9 protein-coding genes are annotated in these 17,834 nt (G+C 26.6%); 7 read left to right on the top strand and 2 right to left on the bottom strand.

Going from position 1 to position 17,834, the window contains the following annotated elements:
- Window positions 1-752: 752 nt before the first annotated feature.
- Complete coding sequence (locus Q0J69_RS12005) at window positions 753-6,506, top strand: Ig-like domain-containing alpha-2-macroglobulin family protein (protein ID WP_297207899.1); 5,754 nt, start codon at window positions 753-755, stop codon at window positions 6,504-6,506.
- A gap of 510 nt (window positions 6,507-7,016) precedes the next feature.
- Here the strand turns inward: Q0J69_RS12005 and Q0J69_RS12000 are convergent.
- Window positions 7,017-8,063 carry a BspA family leucine-rich repeat surface protein gene (locus tag Q0J69_RS12000; RefSeq protein ID WP_297207898.1) on the bottom strand — a complete coding sequence of 349 codons (1,047 nt, stop codon included), beginning with the start codon at window positions 8,061-8,063 and terminating at the stop codon, window positions 7,017-7,019.
- 479 nt (window positions 8,064-8,542) lie between these two features.
- On the opposite strand from Q0J69_RS12000, the gene Q0J69_RS11995 reads away from it, so the two are divergent.
- The 4 genes from Q0J69_RS11995 (at window position 8,543) to Q0J69_RS11980 (ending at window position 14,912) form a co-directional block, all read left to right on the top strand.
- Window positions 8,543-9,244 carry a DUF6198 family protein gene (locus Q0J69_RS11995; protein ID WP_297207896.1) on the top strand — a complete coding sequence of 234 codons (702 nt, stop codon included), beginning with the start codon at window positions 8,543-8,545 and terminating at the stop codon, window positions 9,242-9,244.
- 121 nt (window positions 9,245-9,365) lie between these two features.
- Window positions 9,366-10,898, top strand: a complete 1,533-nt coding sequence (gene lysS, locus Q0J69_RS11990; protein WP_297207894.1) for a lysine--tRNA ligase — start codon at window positions 9,366-9,368, stop codon at window positions 10,896-10,898.
- Window positions 10,899-11,253: 355 nt separating this feature from the next.
- Window positions 11,254-12,309, top strand: a complete 1,056-nt coding sequence (locus Q0J69_RS11985; RefSeq protein WP_297207892.1) for a class I SAM-dependent methyltransferase — start codon at window positions 11,254-11,256, stop codon at window positions 12,307-12,309.
- A 1,151-nt stretch (window positions 12,310-13,460) separates the two neighbouring features.
- Window positions 13,461-14,912, top strand: a complete 1,452-nt coding sequence (locus tag Q0J69_RS11980; RefSeq protein WP_297207890.1) for a catalase — start codon at window positions 13,461-13,463, stop codon at window positions 14,910-14,912.
- Between the two features lie 79 nt (window positions 14,913-14,991).
- Here the strand turns inward: Q0J69_RS11980 and Q0J69_RS11975 are convergent, their stop codons facing one another.
- Entirely contained in the window at window positions 14,992-15,234 is a 243-nt protein-coding gene (locus Q0J69_RS11975) for a PepSY-like domain-containing protein (RefSeq protein WP_297207888.1), read from the bottom strand.
- Between the two features lie 185 nt (window positions 15,235-15,419).
- On the opposite strand from Q0J69_RS11975, the gene Q0J69_RS11970 reads away from it, so the two are divergent.
- Both Q0J69_RS11970 and Q0J69_RS11965 read left to right on the top strand, forming a co-directional pair.
- A complete protein-coding gene (locus Q0J69_RS11970) occupies window positions 15,420-16,679 on the top strand; it encodes a hypothetical protein (RefSeq protein WP_297207886.1) in 1,260 nt (419 codons plus the stop codon).
- An 18-nt stretch (window positions 16,680-16,697) separates the two neighbouring features.
- Entirely contained in the window at window positions 16,698-17,834 is a 1,137-nt protein-coding gene (locus tag Q0J69_RS11965; RefSeq protein WP_297207885.1) for a hypothetical protein, read from the top strand.

Below are 17,834 nucleotides of genomic sequence, written 5' to 3'. Positions count from 1 at the left end.
AAAGAAAAATATAATAAATTATTTATTGCGGTGCGGTGCGGTGCGGTGCGGTGCGGTGCGGTGCGGTGCGGTGCGGTGCGGTTACTACCATAATATTATTCTCCAAATTAATTTATGTTGCAACATATTAATATACTTTAAAATTAAAGTCAAATAAAATAGATATATGCTTAGGATTGTGATTTTTTTATATTTTTTAATATAAAAAAGCAGTATAATTGTTATAATATTTTTGATTATAAAATAAAAAAGTATATTACTATAAGCAAAAATTATACTTTTTTAAATTATTTATAGTGCAAAAATCATTAAAAACTACAAATATTAAAATCTTTTTAAGTAAACATTTAGTATATACTAGACTTATTTCAAAACTAAATTAATAGATAATCATACTATTTTAATTCTTAGTATTTTATTTTATAACTGTATATTTTTCTATATAAAACCACAATTGTGCCTACAGAAAGAAGTAATTAATGTATGTTTATATACTAAAATAATAATTTATACAACATATAAAGCATTTTATATATTATCTTGTCAAGTACTTTTTAAACAAGTATAATAATAAATTAAAGATTTATTATTATATATAACACATTTTTATATTTTTTCAGTTTTATTTTATATATAAGTAAATTATATGTAAAAATATTTTGTTTGTATAAAATATTTAATCATGTATTATTTACTTTAAAATTATTTATGATATAACTTTATGAGTCATAATATACATAATAGGGGATTTTATGAAAAAATTGAAAAATATTTATTATGTTTCTATAATGTCACTAATATTAACAATGATAATGGGGGCAAGTATGTTTGCGGCAGTGGCTATTGATAGAACAAGCCCAATAGGTGAAAATACAAGCAGATATAATTATGAAGCAATAACTGTAACATTTAATCAGCAGATGGTTGCTTTGCAGTCTATAAAAGAAGTAACTAATGAATATTTCAGTTTCAATGTAGATGTTAAAGGCAGTTATAGATGGCTTTCTATTAATACTTTGGCTTTTTATCCTAGCGAGCCTTTACCAGACAATACTTCTATTGAAGTTACGCTTAAAAAAGGAATAAAAAGTGAACTTACGGGTGAAGTATTAGAAAATGATTATACTTGGAGTTTTAATACTTTAAGACCTATAATGCAGAAAAGCTCTCCTTATGACAGACAGTCTGATTTGGCTACTGATGTTAATATAGTTGTTTATTATAATATGCCTATATACTTGCAAAGTGCAAAAGAAAATATAGAATTAATTTCAAGCAATACATACAGAAATATAGATTTTGATGTTAGATATGCAAGATTAGAAGATTTAAGAGAATGGGAGACTAATGAATACGAACTTGAACAGGTATTGGTTATAAAGCCTAAAACTGTTTTGGACAAGAATGATAAAATAACAGTGCATATAGAAGCAGGGCTTGCTGCCATTAATGGAGATTTAGGTACAGCAGATAATGATAGTTTTACTTTTTCTACACATGATGAATTCTATTTCAATGGTAATAGTGAACAGACAGTAACAGCCTCATACTCTCCAGAAGCTCCTAGAATTAATTTCTCTACAAGAGTTGAATGGGCTGATTTAATAAGAAATATTGAAATAACTCCATCAATTCAGCTTCCTACAGAAGAGGATATTCAGCAAAACTCTTGGAGTTCTAAAAATTTTTCACTTTATTCACTAAGATTTAATCCTAATGTTACATATAATATAAAAATTAACGGAAGTCTTAAAGATGCTTATGGACAAACTTTAGGAGAGGAACAAAACATTACATTAAATGTTACAGACTATAATCCAGGTCTTTCTATACCTTCTGGAATGGGCGTAGTTGAATCTTATGAAGGAATAAAACTTCCTGTACAGGTAATTAATCCTAATACTATTAATATACAAAGCAGATATGTTGATAAAGAAAATATTATACCATTCTTATTTGTAAATAAAGAAGTATACAGATATGATGAAAGTGCTGAGTTTAGAAATTATACAAATCAATATAAAAACTTATTAGGGTATAATAACACTACACAATACACTCCAGATGTTGAAAGAAACAGATACATCACAACAGCACTTTATTTAACTAATTATATGAATAATAAACAGTACGGACTTTTATCAATAGAGTTTAAAAGTAAGACTGGATATCAAAGTCAGTATGACTATTCATCATCTTCACAGATACAAATTACATCTATGGGAGTAACAGGAAAATTCTCAGGAGATTCAAATACAATATTCGTAACAGATTTAAAAACAGGAATGCCTATTGAAGGAGCTCAAGTAGAAATAAGAGATGACTTTAACAGAGTATTAGAAACAGCAACTACAGATGAAAACGGAATAGCCACTACTAAAGGATTCAGAGCTTTAGGAATAAACAGAGTAAGCAGATGGTCATCACCAAGACAATGGGCTATAGTTACAAAAGGCGATGATGTATCTTTTATAAACAGCGACTGGGGTACGGGCGTTTCACCTTGGAGAATGGATATAAGCTATGATGATGCTCCTCCTACTAAAGATTATAACGGCTCTATGTTTTCAGAAAGAGGACTTTATAAACCTGGCGAAGAAGTACATATAAAAGGTGTTATAAGAGAAAATAAGATAGGAAGCTGGCAGATACCTAATGATTTGAAAAACGGAACATTTACAATCAACAATTCAAGAGGAGAAGAGATACATAAAGGAACAATTACTTTAAATGAATACGGTTCTTATTTAATAGATTTCACTCTTCCTGCTGATGCTCCTACTGGTTATTATAATGTAAATGCAGTATTTCAAAATGATTCTAATAATGATACAGAAGAAAATACTTCATACAGTTTATCACAAAGTTTTAGAGTTGAAGAGTTTAAACCTTTAGAATATGAAAGCAGATTATGGGTTGAAGATAAAAATTATTATTTAGGCGACACAATACCTATTAAGATGTCTGGCTGGTATTTATTTGGAGAGCCTATGATATCTAATCAGGTAGATTATAATATATCTATGAATGAAACTTTCTTTACTCCTCCTAATAATGCAGGGTTTAGATTTACAAAATTAAGCTGGTTTGAAGATGAGTATTATAATAATTATTATTCTATGATAGCAAACGGCACAGCTTCATTAGATGAAAACGGTGAATATGCCTACTCTCCTACTGCAGATGCAAGCCGTTCAATACATGCAGCTTATGTTACTATAGAATCAACTGTATCAGGAGAGGATTCTCAAAGAGTAAGCACAACTAAAAGCGTATTAGTTCATGGAAGCGATTATTATATAGGTATAAAAAGACAAGGTTATTTCTTAGAAACTGACAAGCCTACACAATTAGAGTTTATAGCAGCAGACCCAGAAGGAAACAGACTTGAAGGCAAAAAAATAGAAGTACAAGTTATAAGAAGACATTGGGAATCTGTAAGAAAGGCTATAACGGGCGGAAGATTTGAATGGGAATCTAAACAGATTGATGATGTTGTTGAAACTACTACAGTTACAACAGCTAAAGACCTTGTTGCCTTTAGTTTTACTCCTACAAACTCTGGACTTTATATAGTATTAGCAAGAGCAAAAGATTCTAAAAACAGAGAGGTTGCTTCTGATGAATATATGTATGTTATAGGTAAAGATTATGCTCCTTGGGCTATGTTTGATGATGATTTGTTAGAGCTTATAACAGAAAAAGAAGAGTATCAGCCTTATGAAACAGCTAGAATAATGGTAAAATCTCCTTATGAATCTGCTACTGCTTTGGTAACAGTTGAAAGAGAATATGTAATAGATTCTTTTGTAACAAATATAGAAGGATCTACTGCTTTAATAGAAGTTCCTATAAAACCAGAATATTTACCTAATGTTTATGTAGGCGTTTCACTTGTTAAAGGAAGAGTTGAAAATGAGGCTTATACTAATTATGCAACTGATGAGGGAAAACCATCATTTAAAATAGGTTATGCAGGACTCTCAGTTTCTCCGCGTGAAAAAGAGCTTAATGTAAAAATAACAAAATCTGCTGACAGTTTAGAGCCTCGCGATGAGATGACAGTTGATTTGTATGTTGAAACAAAAGAAAGTAAGCCTATGGAAACAGAGATAATGTTAAGCGTTGTTGATGTGGGAGTATTAAATTTAATAGGATATAAAACTCCTAATTGGTTTAATACATTCTATGGAAAAAGACCTTTGAGTGTTGCAAGTGCCGATACAAGAATACATTTGATAGGCCAGCGTAACTACGGAGAGAAAGGAGATACACCGGGCGGAGATGGTATGAGAGCTGCAAATATATTAATGGCTAAAGCTGAAGCTATGGGTATGGATGTATTCAGCATAAGAAAAAATTTCCTTACTACTGCTTTCTATCAAGGAAGAGTAAAAACCGATGCTGATGGTAAAGCTACAGTTACATTTAATTTACCAGACAATATTACATCATTTAGAATAATGGCTTCTGCTATAAATAAAGACGGTTATTTCGGTGCTTCTGATGATGTTGTTGTAGTTAAGAAAAATATTATGCTTATGCCTACACTTCCAGAGTTTGCTTATGTTGAAGATAAATTAAAAGCTGGTACTTTAGTTTATAATTATTCTGATAAAGATTTAGAAATAGAAGTTCAGGCCGTGGCTTCTAATGCTATGATAGAAAATGATGTTCAAAAAATAACAGTTCCTAAAGGCGGAAATGCTGATGTAAGATTTGATATTATAGCTACAAACAGAGGAGAGGCTAAAGTTACTATATTTGCTAAAGGCGGAGAATATACTGATGCTGTAGAGAAATCATTTGAAGTTAATGTACCTATGACTACAGAATCTGTTGCAGTATTCTCAAGCACTACAAACAATAATACTGACTTGATGATAAGAGTACCTAATATTACAGAAGCGTATAAAGGTGCTGGAAGTTTGGAAGTTTATATGTCGCCTAGTGCATTTAGTGAGCTTTCTGGGGGTATTAATTATCTTATTAATTATCCTTATCTTTGTTTAGAGCAGCAGTTGTCAAGAGTTTATCCTATAATAACAAGTAAAAGATTATTAATAGACATGAAACTTACTGATATATCAGAGGCAGAATTAGATAAAACAGTAACTGATTTCTTAAAAACTATACCTACATATCAAAGTCTTAACGGCGGATTCTCATACTGGCCTAGCAAAACTTGGATATCTCCATGGCTTACTGCTTATGCTGCTGATGCTATGATTAAAGCTAAAAAAGAAGGATACGCTATTGATGAAAACTCTTTACAGTTGGCATTAGAATATATAAACAATTATGCTAAAAGCGGAAATGCTGAAAAACCTAGCTTTTGGTTTGATGAATATATTAATTTATCTTCTATAGCTTATATTGCTGCAGTTCTTGCTGAAGGCGGATACAATGCGAATGATGTAAAAGCCATAATAGACAGAATATATCCGCAAGTTAATAATATACCTTTCTACGGACAGGTGCAGTTAATGAGGGCTATGTACTATAACAAATATGATAATAATGCATTTACTAATGTAAGACAGTATATACTTAATACTATCAAAGAAGATCCTACTACTGCTCATTATGAACTTGAAGGAAGATATGCTAACCTTTATTGGATACACTCTTCATCAGTGAGAGATACTTCTGTAGCTTTATATGCATTGATAGAAACAGGATATGATAATGCTATTAATGAAAAAGTGGTTCGCTGGCTTGTTCAGTCAAGAAAAAACGGCAGATATTTAAATACTCAGGATAATGTTTCTGTATTTGCTGCTATGAATATGTATTATAAAAAATACGAAAATGTTAGTCCTAATTTTAAAGCAGAGTTTATATATCAGGGTAAAACTTTACTTGCTGAAACATTCAGTTCAAGAACTCAGCCTAGTCTAACTAAAAATTATTCATTAGATGAGTTTATGAGTGAGAGATTAAGCAATTTAAATACTAGAAGTTCTATAGCAAGTATTAAAAGAAATGGAGACGGCAGACTTTATTATGGAGTAAGACTTACTTATGCCCCTCGTGATTTAGCTGTTAATAGAGATGCTGGAATAAAAGTTGTAAGAGAATATCAAACTAAAGACGGAAAAGTATTAGACCTTACAAAAGATAGATTCAAACAAGGCGAGGAATACGTTGTTGTAGTAAAAGTTACAGTTCCTTATGAAAGACATTTTGTTGTAGTTGACACTCCTATTGCGTCTGGTATGAGAATATTAAACTCTTCATTTGCCACAGAAAGCAGCGAAGTTAAAAACATTACAGGAAATCAAGGCACAAGCTGGTGGGGAGGATTTAATCATACTGAAAACTACAATGACAAAATATTATTATTTGCTGATATTCTTGACAAGGGAGAGCATGTATACAAATATGTAGTTAGAGCAGCTACTCCTGGTGAATATTTACTTCCTGCTACTAAAGCTGAAGAGATGTATAATCCTGAAGTATTTGGTTACGACGGACAGTATAAAGTAATAATTGAGGCTAAATAATTTAATATATTAAATTGTTAGAATAAAATTTTAAGGGCGGTATCTTTTTTAAGGTATCGCCTTTTTATTATTTAATTAATATAAAGCAATGAAATTATTTTATTGAAGTATAATATTAGTAGTAATTTATTTGAAAATAAGTTTATATACTGAAAATTTTTAAGTTTGTCAACAGATGAACTTTGTATAAAATTATCAACTTTTTTGTCGCTCAAAAAAGTTGCAAAAAACGCAATTGCTAGAACTTTATATTAAAAATATATCTATTAAATATAATATATAACCTAAATTAATACTACACCAAAGGTGGACTTCGTTAAATGCAGTTCTTCGCGAAGCATATCCGAGTTTATCGAGGATATAAGCTTCTTTGTGGCAATACCACAGGCACTTCCTTCGGTCGCAAAAGAAGTGGGGGTTGGGGCAAAACCCCATACAAATAAGAAAATTTAAAAACTAAAATTAATAAATTTAAAAATTTTCAGTATATATAACATATTTAATACTAAACTAAATCATTTTATTTTTTGATTTTTGTTTATATTCATTTAAAATATTTTTTTTATTTTCAATAAATTCTTTTAATTCTTCATAATAAATATTCTCTAATTTCTTTATAAAATCTTTTAATTTATTATATTTCAAAACTTCTTTATACACTTCTTTTATATTGCAGTTTTCAAGCATAGAAAGCAATTGTTTTTTATAATTACCTTTAGCAATAAAATAAATTTTCAATATTGATTTCATATTATTATAAGAACTTGAAAAAATATCTTTAATATCACAATATTTATTAATATCCCAATTTTCTATTGACTGATTAAAACTTTCTGCTGCAAAAAACATATCATTCATATACTTAACTTCGCTTACATTCCAAGAATTTATATTCTGATTGAAACTCAAAGCATAATAAAACATAACTTCCATATTTATAACTTTTGAAGTATTCCATTTATCAAGCGGCTGATTAAATTTATTAGCTTTTGAAAACATACCGGACATATCGGTAACATTTGAAGTATCCCAATTATTTAAAGGCTGATTAAAATTAGAACATTCATAAAAAGTATAACGCATATCTTTTACATTGCTAACATTCCAATTTTCTATATTCTGATTAAAATTCTTACAGCCAAAAAATGTAACATGTAAAGTTTCAATATTTGAAGTATCCCATTTATACAAAGGCTGATCGAACCTGAAGCAATTATAAAACATAAAGCTGATATTTTTAACATTAGAGATATTCCAGTTATTAAGAGGCTGATTAAATATAACAGCATAGTTGAACATCTTTGACATATTTTCAACTTTAGAAACGTCCCAGCTATTAATATTATAATTAAAATTTTCTGCCAATTCAAACATACTGCTCATATTAACAACATTAGAAGTATTCCAAGTTTCAAGTCCTTCAAAATTTACTCTCTTACTGTTTTTAAACAATTCGCTCATGTCTGTTATTAAACTTGTATCTATATCGCCCAAATAAATATTTTCATCTTGTATTAAAATTATTAATTCTTCTTTAGTTTGAGGTTTATATTTCATTATTATGTTTCCTTATTCTTTTTTATTATTCTATATTCTTTTTCATATTTTGCAATTTTATCAAAAAATCCCGCCCTATATATTTAAAACTTTTATTTGTTATTTTTACTTTACACTTCTTTAAAAATAATACTGCAATTATAAAACCCACCCAAAATTTTATTTAGCTATATGATATCTTCACCGCACGTAGAATAAAGCTATAAGTATATATCAATTTTGAATTCTAATTTTTACTATATTTAAAATTTCGCTCACCGTGCGTAGAGTAAAGTCTTAAATTTAAAAAAATCTTGGGCGGGTGCTAAAATTCCTAATAAAGCTATAAATATAATAACAACTTCAACTACAGAAAAAACTATAAAGAATAAAGGGCGGGATTTATAAAAAATTTCTTGATTAATATATAATTAGCTATATAATATATACGTAAAAAATAATAAGTATACGTACTATATTAAAAAATTGAGGGTAAATCAATGACAGCAGAAGATCATCTTTTATTACATAATCAAAATAAGCACTTTATAATAAGCGGAGAATTAGCATTAATTCTAGTTATTATTATGAATAGTTTCGGAGTTGTTTTAATGCTTTATTCAGGCTCTGGTATATCTGCTATATCAAGTGTGCCTTATGCTTTTTCAGAGGTAATACCAAATATTTCATTAGGAACATTTACATATATTTTCCAATCTTTGCTGGTACTCATTCTTATGATATTAAGAAGAAAATTTGTAGGTGAATATTTATTTAGTTTCGTTGTAGGGTTCTTTTTTGGTAAGTTTGTAGATATACATGTATTATGGATAAATCATCTTCCTTTGAATATGGCATACAGAATAATATATTTTATAATAAGCTACGTTGTAATTAGTTTCGGAATAGTTTTATCAAATAGATGCGGGCTTCCTATAATACCTACAGATTTATTTCCAAGGGAATTATCAAATATAATAAAAGTTCAATATCCTAAAGTAAAAATAATCTTTGATGTAACATGCCTTTTGACAACAGCAATAATTACATTTGTTTTTTTAGGACATATAAAAGGGCTTGGTATAGGAACTGTACTTGCAGCTTTTACAATGGGTAAGGCTATAGGAATTATGGGAAAGTTCATTGATAAAAAGTTTGAATTCGTATCTTTCATAAAACAAAAAATTAAGTTTGGTAAATAGTTTGAAAAAACGTATTATAAGAAAACAAATATAAATTTTTTTATAGAATTTTTTTTATTTTTAATATATATTTTATATAATGTTTTTCACAAATAACAAATAATTTGAGAGGTATATTTTAATGTCAGAAAATCAAAATAATTCTGAAAATACGCAAAATGAAAAAAATACTGCCGTAGAAAAAAATGCAGAAAAAGAAAACAGAAAAGAAAAATTAAATACTTTAAGAAGCATGGGAATTAATCCTTTCCCAAATGGTTATGATGTAACTTATAAGTCTAAGGATATAGCAGATAAATTTGAAGAATTAGAAAAGAATGAAACAGAAGTAGCTATTGCTGGAAGAATCATGCTTTACAGAGTAATGGGTAAATCTTCGTTTTTAACTATAAAAGATTCTGAAGGTACAATTCAGGCTTATATACAAAGAGATAAATTAGGAGATGAGTTTTATAATACAGTATTTAAAAAATTAATAGATATAGGTGATATTGTAGGTGTAAAAGGAACTGTTTTTAAAACTAAAACAGGTGAAATAACTATATACGCAAGTGAATTAACGCTTCTTACAAAATCTCTTAATCCATTGCCTGAAAAATTTCATGGACTTACTGATACTGAACTTCGCTATAGACAAAGATATGTAGATTTAATAATGAATGATGATGTAAAAGAGGCTTTTATTAAACGTTCAAAAATGATATCAGCTATAAGAGAAGTTATGATAGATCATGATTTTTTAGAAGTGGAAACTCCTATGATGCATCCTCTAATTGGAGGAGCTAAGGCTAAGCCTTTTGTTACGCATCATAATACTTTGGATATGACACTTTACTTGAGAATAGCACCAGAGCTTTATTTGAAAAGACTTATTGTAGGAGGATTCGATAAAGTATTTGAGCTTAATAGGAACTTCCGCAATGAAGGAATATCAACAAAACATAATCCAGAGTTTACTATGATGGAAGCATATATGGCTTATGCTGATTTTCATAAGGTTATGGAATTAGTGGAGGACGTATTTTCTAAAGTATGTTTCAAATTAAATGGAAAATATACTTCACAGTATAAAGATTATGAAATTAATTTTAAACCTCATTTTGCAAGAGTTCCTATGGTTGATTTAGTAAAAGAGCATTCAGGACTTGATTTTAATGCTATACAGTCAGATGATGAGGCAATAGAAAAAGCAAAATCTATAGGAATAGAAATAGATACTTCAAAAACAAAACCTAGTAAATGGGAAGTAATGGTAGCCGTATTTGAGGAAAGAGTTGAAGAGAAGTTAATACAGCCTACATTTGTTATTAATTATCCTAAAGCAGTTTCTCCGCTTTCAAAATCATATCCCGATAATCCAGACATTACAGAAAGATATGAGTTATTTATAGGCGGAATGGAGATGTCAAATGGATTCAGCGAGCTTAATGATCCGATAGATCAAAAAGAACGTTTTGAAGAACAGTTAAAAGCAAAAGCAAGAGGTGAAGATGAAACTATGGATATGGATTTGGATTATATTAATGCTTTGGAATACGGACTCCCTCCTACAGGAGGACTTGGAATAGGTATTGATAGAATGGCTATACTTTTCTTAAATGTGCCTAGTATTAGAGATACTATTCTTTTCCCTCAGATGAGAAAATTGGAATAGTATAATGCTGTTTTATTTATAATAAATAACTTGTATTTTTTATTATATATATTATAATACTTACTATTAATGGTAGGATATTAATAAAATGGTAAATAATTTACAAGACAAGACAAGACAAGACAAGACAAGACAAGACAAGACAAGACAAGACAAGACAAGACAAGACAAGACAAGACACTTATCTAATATATACAAATAATATATCATATATTAAAAATTACAACCAATGTTTCAGTTTAGAATTAAACTAAATTGAGGCATTGGTTTTTTCTGTTTTTAAATAATTTTCTAATTATTTAAATTAAGGATTAATTAAAAAATATGTTTTTTAATTTTATTTTAAGGAGTAAATATGTATAATCATAATTTATTTTACAATGAAAAATATGAAATAAAAGGTAACAAATTTGATGATATAATTTATGAATATGGAGCTAAATATACATCTTTAATGGGATTAGAACAAACTCGATTTTTAATGTCTATTATAGAAAATAATAATATAAAAAATGCATTAGAAATAGGTGTTTTTAATGGTGTATCATCTTTATGCATGTTAAAATCAGGTTTGCTAAATAGAGATGATTTTAATTTATATGCAATAGATATTAATGATAATAAAGAATTTGTAGGTCAGGCAGTATATGGGTTTTGCAGTATAGAAGAACAGAAACATTATCATTTAAATATTGGTAAGACTGTTTTTGATATAGAAAATATCATACCTAAAAATCTAAAATTAGATTTAGTATTTATAGATGGGGGACATACCCATCCATTTCCATTATTTGATTTGATTTTTACTATACCATATATGCATAAAGATACTATAGTAATACTTCACGACATAATAGATTATATATCCCCTAATAAATGGGGTCCAAGCTTTATTTTTGAATCTTGGTCAGCGGATAAATATAGATTATATAATTATGATATAGATTCCTATTCAACAATGGGTTGTATTAAGTTACATAATACTAAAGAAGAACTTTATAATAACATAAAAATTATTTCAAATATATGTTATAGAAGTAATCCATTTTGTGTTAATTATTATAAATATGGTCCTGGTGTAAAAGATATTAATGATATATATATGAAAAGTAGTAATTTTGGTCTAGGATTTTCTATTTTAGAAATAGAAAAATTGAGAAGTTATATGCAAAAGTATTATACTAATGAATTTGCAAATGAAATATTTGATATTTTTATGTCTAATTATAATGAATATATGAAAAATTCTATTTTTTATATGAACGAAATGAGGTTTTTTGATTATATATTAAAAAATCTTGATAGAATTAGTAAATTAGAATATGCAGTACAAAAAGTTATAGATTCTATTGCTTGGTGGATACCAATAAGAAAATGGCGTGATAATTTTAGAGATAAATTTTGGTTATAGATGAACATATATATAATTTTATGATAATTCATAAATTATAAGTTACATATTTAGGAATGTGTTTTTTGTGTATTTTTTATTCTAAATAAAGAAAGAGACATTATGAGTAAAAATTATACTATAATTTAAATTATTTATAGTTCAGAAGGTATTAAAAATGTGAAAATATTTAACTCTTTTTAAATAAATTGGCAATAGCTATATCTATTTTTTATTGTTGGTCTAATAAAATATAAAACTATAAAAGCTATTGTTAATATTATTCAAGTAAAACAAGTATTTTTTATGAGTATTGTTTGAAAACAAAGAACAATAATATATTCATTTATCTGCACTAAGATATGACATTGTAGTTGAAATAATATATGAAATATATTAATATAAATTTTACTAAAAATTAAATAAAAATATTGGAGTAGAATTATAAAAAAACTAAAAGATATACATATTTTTATAACACTCAGAGATTGATTTCTTTCCTAGAATATATTTTACTTATGTAAAGCTAAATTGGTTAATATTTATAGTGTTTTAATTTAGTATTTTTTAATTATTGTTGAAGCTTTGACACAGAAGTGAATGACTTCGGAATGGAAAACTAAAAAGACTGAAGTTTTATATATTATAATTGATTGCTATATAATGTATAAAATATTACCTTAATTAATTTTGTAATATAATTAAAGATGTTAAAAATTAAAAATATATTTCATATATCAATGGAATACTGATGATAATATGTTTTATTTATCTTAAATAACTTGTCTTTTTTATTTTATATATATAATATTAATTGTTAGTAATAATTGTATTTTAAGAAAATGTTAAATAATTTACAAGACAAGACAATCTAATATCCAACAAAAATAATACATCATAGCAATATAAAAATTATAACCAATGTTTCAGTTTAGAATTAAACTAAATTGAGGCATTGGTTTTTTGTATTTTAAATCATTTTGTATCATATAGATGTTAATAATTATTATAAAATGGACTTATTTCTAAAATATTTTATAAGATTTACTATAAAAAATACAAAATTTATATTTACTGTATTTGTAAAAAAATACATATAAGCACTTGAAATAAATTTTATTATTTAATATAATATACTTATTAATAATTAATACTAATAAGGAGATTTATAAATGTCTGATAAAAAATTAACAACTGAATTTGGGGCACCAGTTGAAAGCAATCAAAACTCAATAACAGCAGGAGCAAGAGGTCCTATGCTTCTTCAGGATGTATGGTATATGGAAAAGATGGCGCATTTTGACAGAGAGGTTATACCAGAAAGACGCATGCATGCTAAAGGATCAGGTGCTTATGGTACTTTTACAGTTACACATGATATAACAAAATATACTAAAGCTAAAATATTTTCAGAAATCGGAAAGAAAACTGATTTATTTGTAAGATTCTCTACTGTAGCTGGAGAGAGAGGAGCTGCGGATGCCGAAAGAGATATTAGAGGATTTGCAATTAAGTTCTATACAGAAGAAGGAAACTGGGACTTAGTAGGAAATAATACTCCTGTATTTTATTTTAGAGATCCTTTAAAATTTCCTGATTTAAATCATGCTGTAAAGAGGGATCCAAAAACAAATATGAGAAGTGCACAAAACAAATGGGATTTTTTAACTTCTCTTCCTGAAGCTATTCATCAAATAACTATAGATATGAGCGACAGAGGAATACCTTACAGCTACAGACACATGCATGGATTCAGCAGTCATGCCTACAGCTTCATAAATAAAGATAATCAAAGATTCTGGGTAAAATTCCATTTAAAAACTCAGCAGGGTATAAAAAATCTAACTGATGAAGAAGCAGCAGCAGTAATAGCAAAAGACAGAGAAAGTTCTCAAAAAGATTTATTTGAATCTATAGAGAAAGGCGATTATCCTAAATGGAATATGAAAATTCAAATAATGACAGAAGAGCAGGCTAATGCAAGTAAAAGAAATCCTTTTGATTTAACTAAAACTTGGTCGCAAAAAGAATATCCTTTAATTGATGTTGGAGTATTGGAATTAAATAGAAATCCTGAAAATTATTTTGCAGAAGTAGAACAGTCTGCATTTAGTCCTTCTACAATAGTACCTGGAATTGGATTCTCCCCAGATAGAATGCTTCAAGGAAGATTATTTGCCTACACTGATACACAAAGATACAGATTAGGTGTTAATTATTCAAGCATACCTGTAAATGCTCCAAAATGTTTTTCTAATTCATTTCATAAAGACGGATATATGAGGGTAGATTCTAATAATGGTTCTATAACTCCTTATGAACCAAATTCAAAAGGTGAATGGAAAGAGCAAAGTCAGTATGCAGAACCGCCTCTAAAATTATACGGCGACGCATTTAGATACGATCATAGAGAAGATGATGATGATTACTACTCTGATGCAAGAGCTTTATTTAATCTTATGAGTGATGAGCAGAAAAAAGCTTTATTTGAAAATACTGCCAGAGATATGGAAGGAGTTACTAAAGAGGTACAATTAAGACATATAAAAAACTGCATGAATGTTGATAAGGCTTACGGACTTGGGGTTGCTAAAGCATTAGGCATTGATGAAAAAGATATATGATAAAACATAAAAAATAACTATCTATAAAAGTATAGCTAATATCTTTTTAATAAGTATTAGCTATATTTTTTATAATAATTTAATGATCTATTTCTATTACTTGTCCGTAAGGAGTTACTTCTAATTCTAATCCATTATTTAGCTTTACTTTATATAATCCGTCATCCATTTCAACCATCCAAATTTTAGCCTGAGGGAAATGCTGTCTTACCGCATTAATAACTGGTCTTGGAACCTGATTTATAGGAACTATCCAATCAGCAAATAAATTAGCACCTCCGAATACTGATAAAGCAAACATAAAACAAATAAACTTTTTCATATAAACCTCCTTCTTAATATATTCAATTAACTTATATTTATATTATAACATATTATATATATTTGTCAATTTATTTTACATATTTTTAAATAAAATTTACAAAAATATTTATTATTGACTTTTATATTTATTATATTTATAATTTATAACAATTTTTTAATTTACTATTATAGGGTATATGGTTTATGGAAGAAAATATTATTAAAGACGGCAAAACAAATATAATTAATGATATAAACAACAAGATATGTAAAATACTAGAAAATAATTTAATATCAAATTTAATAATTATCTTTATAGGTCTTATTGCTTCAGCCGTTATTACAGGCACTGTTTTAATTTTTATGAACAATAAAATTTCTAGGCTTCTTATAGATTCAGAATATTTTTTTAGTTTATTAACTCCGTTTTTTCATTTATTTTATTTTTTCTCTTTAAGTCTTATATTTTATATAAATAAAAATTTCAATTTAAAAAATATATTAATAACATTTCTATCAGTTATTTTTATATTCATTGTAGATCTAAGCACTAGTTTTTTTATAAGAAGTGTTGCTATAGATAATAGGGATTTTTTTGAACAAATCTCTATTATAAAATATATATTTAATAATATAATATTTTTTATAATAATAGCTTTATCATATAATGGTTTTCAAGTATTAAACTCCAAAAGTATTTCAGAGTTTTTTACTTTTTCTGCTGATATATTAATATTTGCAGGTTTAATAGCAGGCGTAGTATCAACAGTATTTGGAATATTTGCAGCGATAGTTATATTTTCGATAAAAGATATTATTGGAAGCTTAGATGATGAAATTATAATAAAATTAATAGTATTATCAATATCATTCTTTACTTCACTATTTCCATTTTTGGTATATACAGTTTATAGAAAAATTAAAACTAATATTTCTATATATTTATCAAGAATATTAATGCCATTTAGTTTATTATTTATATTTATACTCTTGCTTCTTTTATTGATGCCTGATATAAGACCTTATGATAACAGAGTCAGTTTTATACTCTATAATATAATGCTTGCTGTAATTGTATTAAACATATTCTTTGTAAGAATTGATTATAAATCTAGTATATTTACTAAGGCTTTATATATTGTTCTTCCTATAATAGCTATTATTTTTGATATATTAGTATTAACATCTTCTTTATACAGATTAATAGAATACGGCATCTCTCCTAATAAAATAGTTTTGGTAGGAACAAATTTAATAATGCTAGGCAACTTGATTTTTATAACATTTTTTAATATTAAGTCTATACTAATAATATTCAAAAAGACTGATAATATCCCAAATATTAAAGAAATCATTATTGGAGATACTAAATCAAGCCTTTATATATATGTTTACGCAGCTTGGGCTTTTATAGTATGTTTTATAATCCCTATATTTTATACTTTTTTAGCTAATTTTTATTAATTGATATATAATCTAATTATGAATAATTATAAAAAAAATATTATAATACCAGCAATTATTTCGGTAATACCATTTACCCTATTCTTTTTATTATTTAATTTTAAAACTAATATAACATCATTGATTTCCTATTATTTTTTATTTAAAGTTTTTTATTTATTTTGCTTCAGTATAATATTTAATTTAAATAATAAAAAAAATATACTTATAACTTTTATAATATTTCTATTAACTGCATTGGCAAGTTTCTATATTCCTAATAATACTAATTTTATTCCAAATGATATAATACATATAGACAATAATTCACGTTTTTTACTGCATGCTGTTTTAAATAAAAATTTATTTTTATATATCATATTTTTTATAATATTTGCTTTATCATACAATGGATATAAGGATTATAAAAATATTTCAGAAGTTTTTACTTTTGCTGCTAATACAATGATATTTTCATTATTATTTTTTGCAGCTTTATCTTTCATATCATCAGCAATATTCTTGATTGTTATAAGTTTGTTAAAAGATTTTATTATAAAGTTTTTTTCTGATACAAGTATTATTTTGAATATATTTATACTATTAATTTTTTATATATTTGCTTTAAGTCCGTTTATAATTTTTGGAATTTATAAAAAAGATATTAAGAATAATAATATATCAATATTTTTATCAAGAATAATGATGTATATAAGTTTATATAATATAATTAAGTATCTATTTTCAATGATAATACCATACAATAATCCTTATGACATTAGAATTAATTTTATACTTTACAATATAGCTCTTTCAATAGCAGCAGTGAATTTATTTTTTGTGCGTATTGATTATAAATCAAGTATATTAACTAAATTAGTTTATCTAATATTTCCTATAATAGCAATTATTTTTAATATTATAATTTTCACTTCATTAGTATATAGAATAAAAGAATATGGTATCAGCCCTAATAAATTAACATTAATTGGAACCAACTTAATGATACTATTTCATTTTGCATTAATACTTTTTGACAATATTAAATCATTAAGAAAATTAAATAGTATAAAAAATATAAAATATATAGTGATAACTAATAATAGAAGCTATTATGTATATATTTATGGTATATTGGCTTTTATAGTTTGTTTTGTAATACCTTTATTATATTGA

Origin of the sequence: uncultured Brachyspira sp., from assembly GCF_944388875.1 — a bacterium.
Lineage (GTDB): Bacteria > Spirochaetota > Brachyspiria > Brachyspirales > Brachyspiraceae > Brachyspira.
This window is presented reverse-complemented; position numbering and strand designations above follow the sequence as displayed.

Excerpts from the sequence above, each read along its gene's own strand:
- Q0J69_RS11975 (WP_297207888.1), bottom strand. The coding sequence starts at position 15,234 with ATGAAAAAGTTTATTTGTTTTATGTTTGCTTTATCAGTATTCGGAGGT.
- Q0J69_RS11985 (WP_297207892.1), top strand. The coding sequence starts at position 11,254 with ATGTATAATCATAATTTATTTTACAATGAAAAATATGAAATAAAAGGT.
- Q0J69_RS11980 (WP_297207890.1), top strand. The coding sequence starts at position 13,461 with ATGTCTGATAAAAAATTAACAACTGAATTTGGGGCACCAGTTGAAAGC.
- Q0J69_RS11970 (WP_297207886.1), top strand. The coding sequence starts at position 15,420 with ATGGAAGAAAATATTATTAAAGACGGCAAAACAAATATAATTAATGAT.
- Q0J69_RS11965 (WP_297207885.1), top strand. The coding sequence starts at position 16,698 with ATGAATAATTATAAAAAAAATATTATAATACCAGCAATTATTTCGGTA.
- Q0J69_RS12000 (WP_297207898.1), bottom strand. The coding sequence starts at position 8,063 with ATGAAATATAAACCTCAAACTAAAGAAGAATTAATAATTTTAATACAA.
- Q0J69_RS12005 (WP_297207899.1), top strand. The coding sequence starts at position 753 with ATGAAAAAATTGAAAAATATTTATTATGTTTCTATAATGTCACTAATA.
- lysS (WP_297207894.1), top strand. The coding sequence starts at position 9,366 with ATGTCAGAAAATCAAAATAATTCTGAAAATACGCAAAATGAAAAAAAT.
- Q0J69_RS11995 (WP_297207896.1), top strand. The coding sequence starts at position 8,543 with ATGACAGCAGAAGATCATCTTTTATTACATAATCAAAATAAGCACTTT.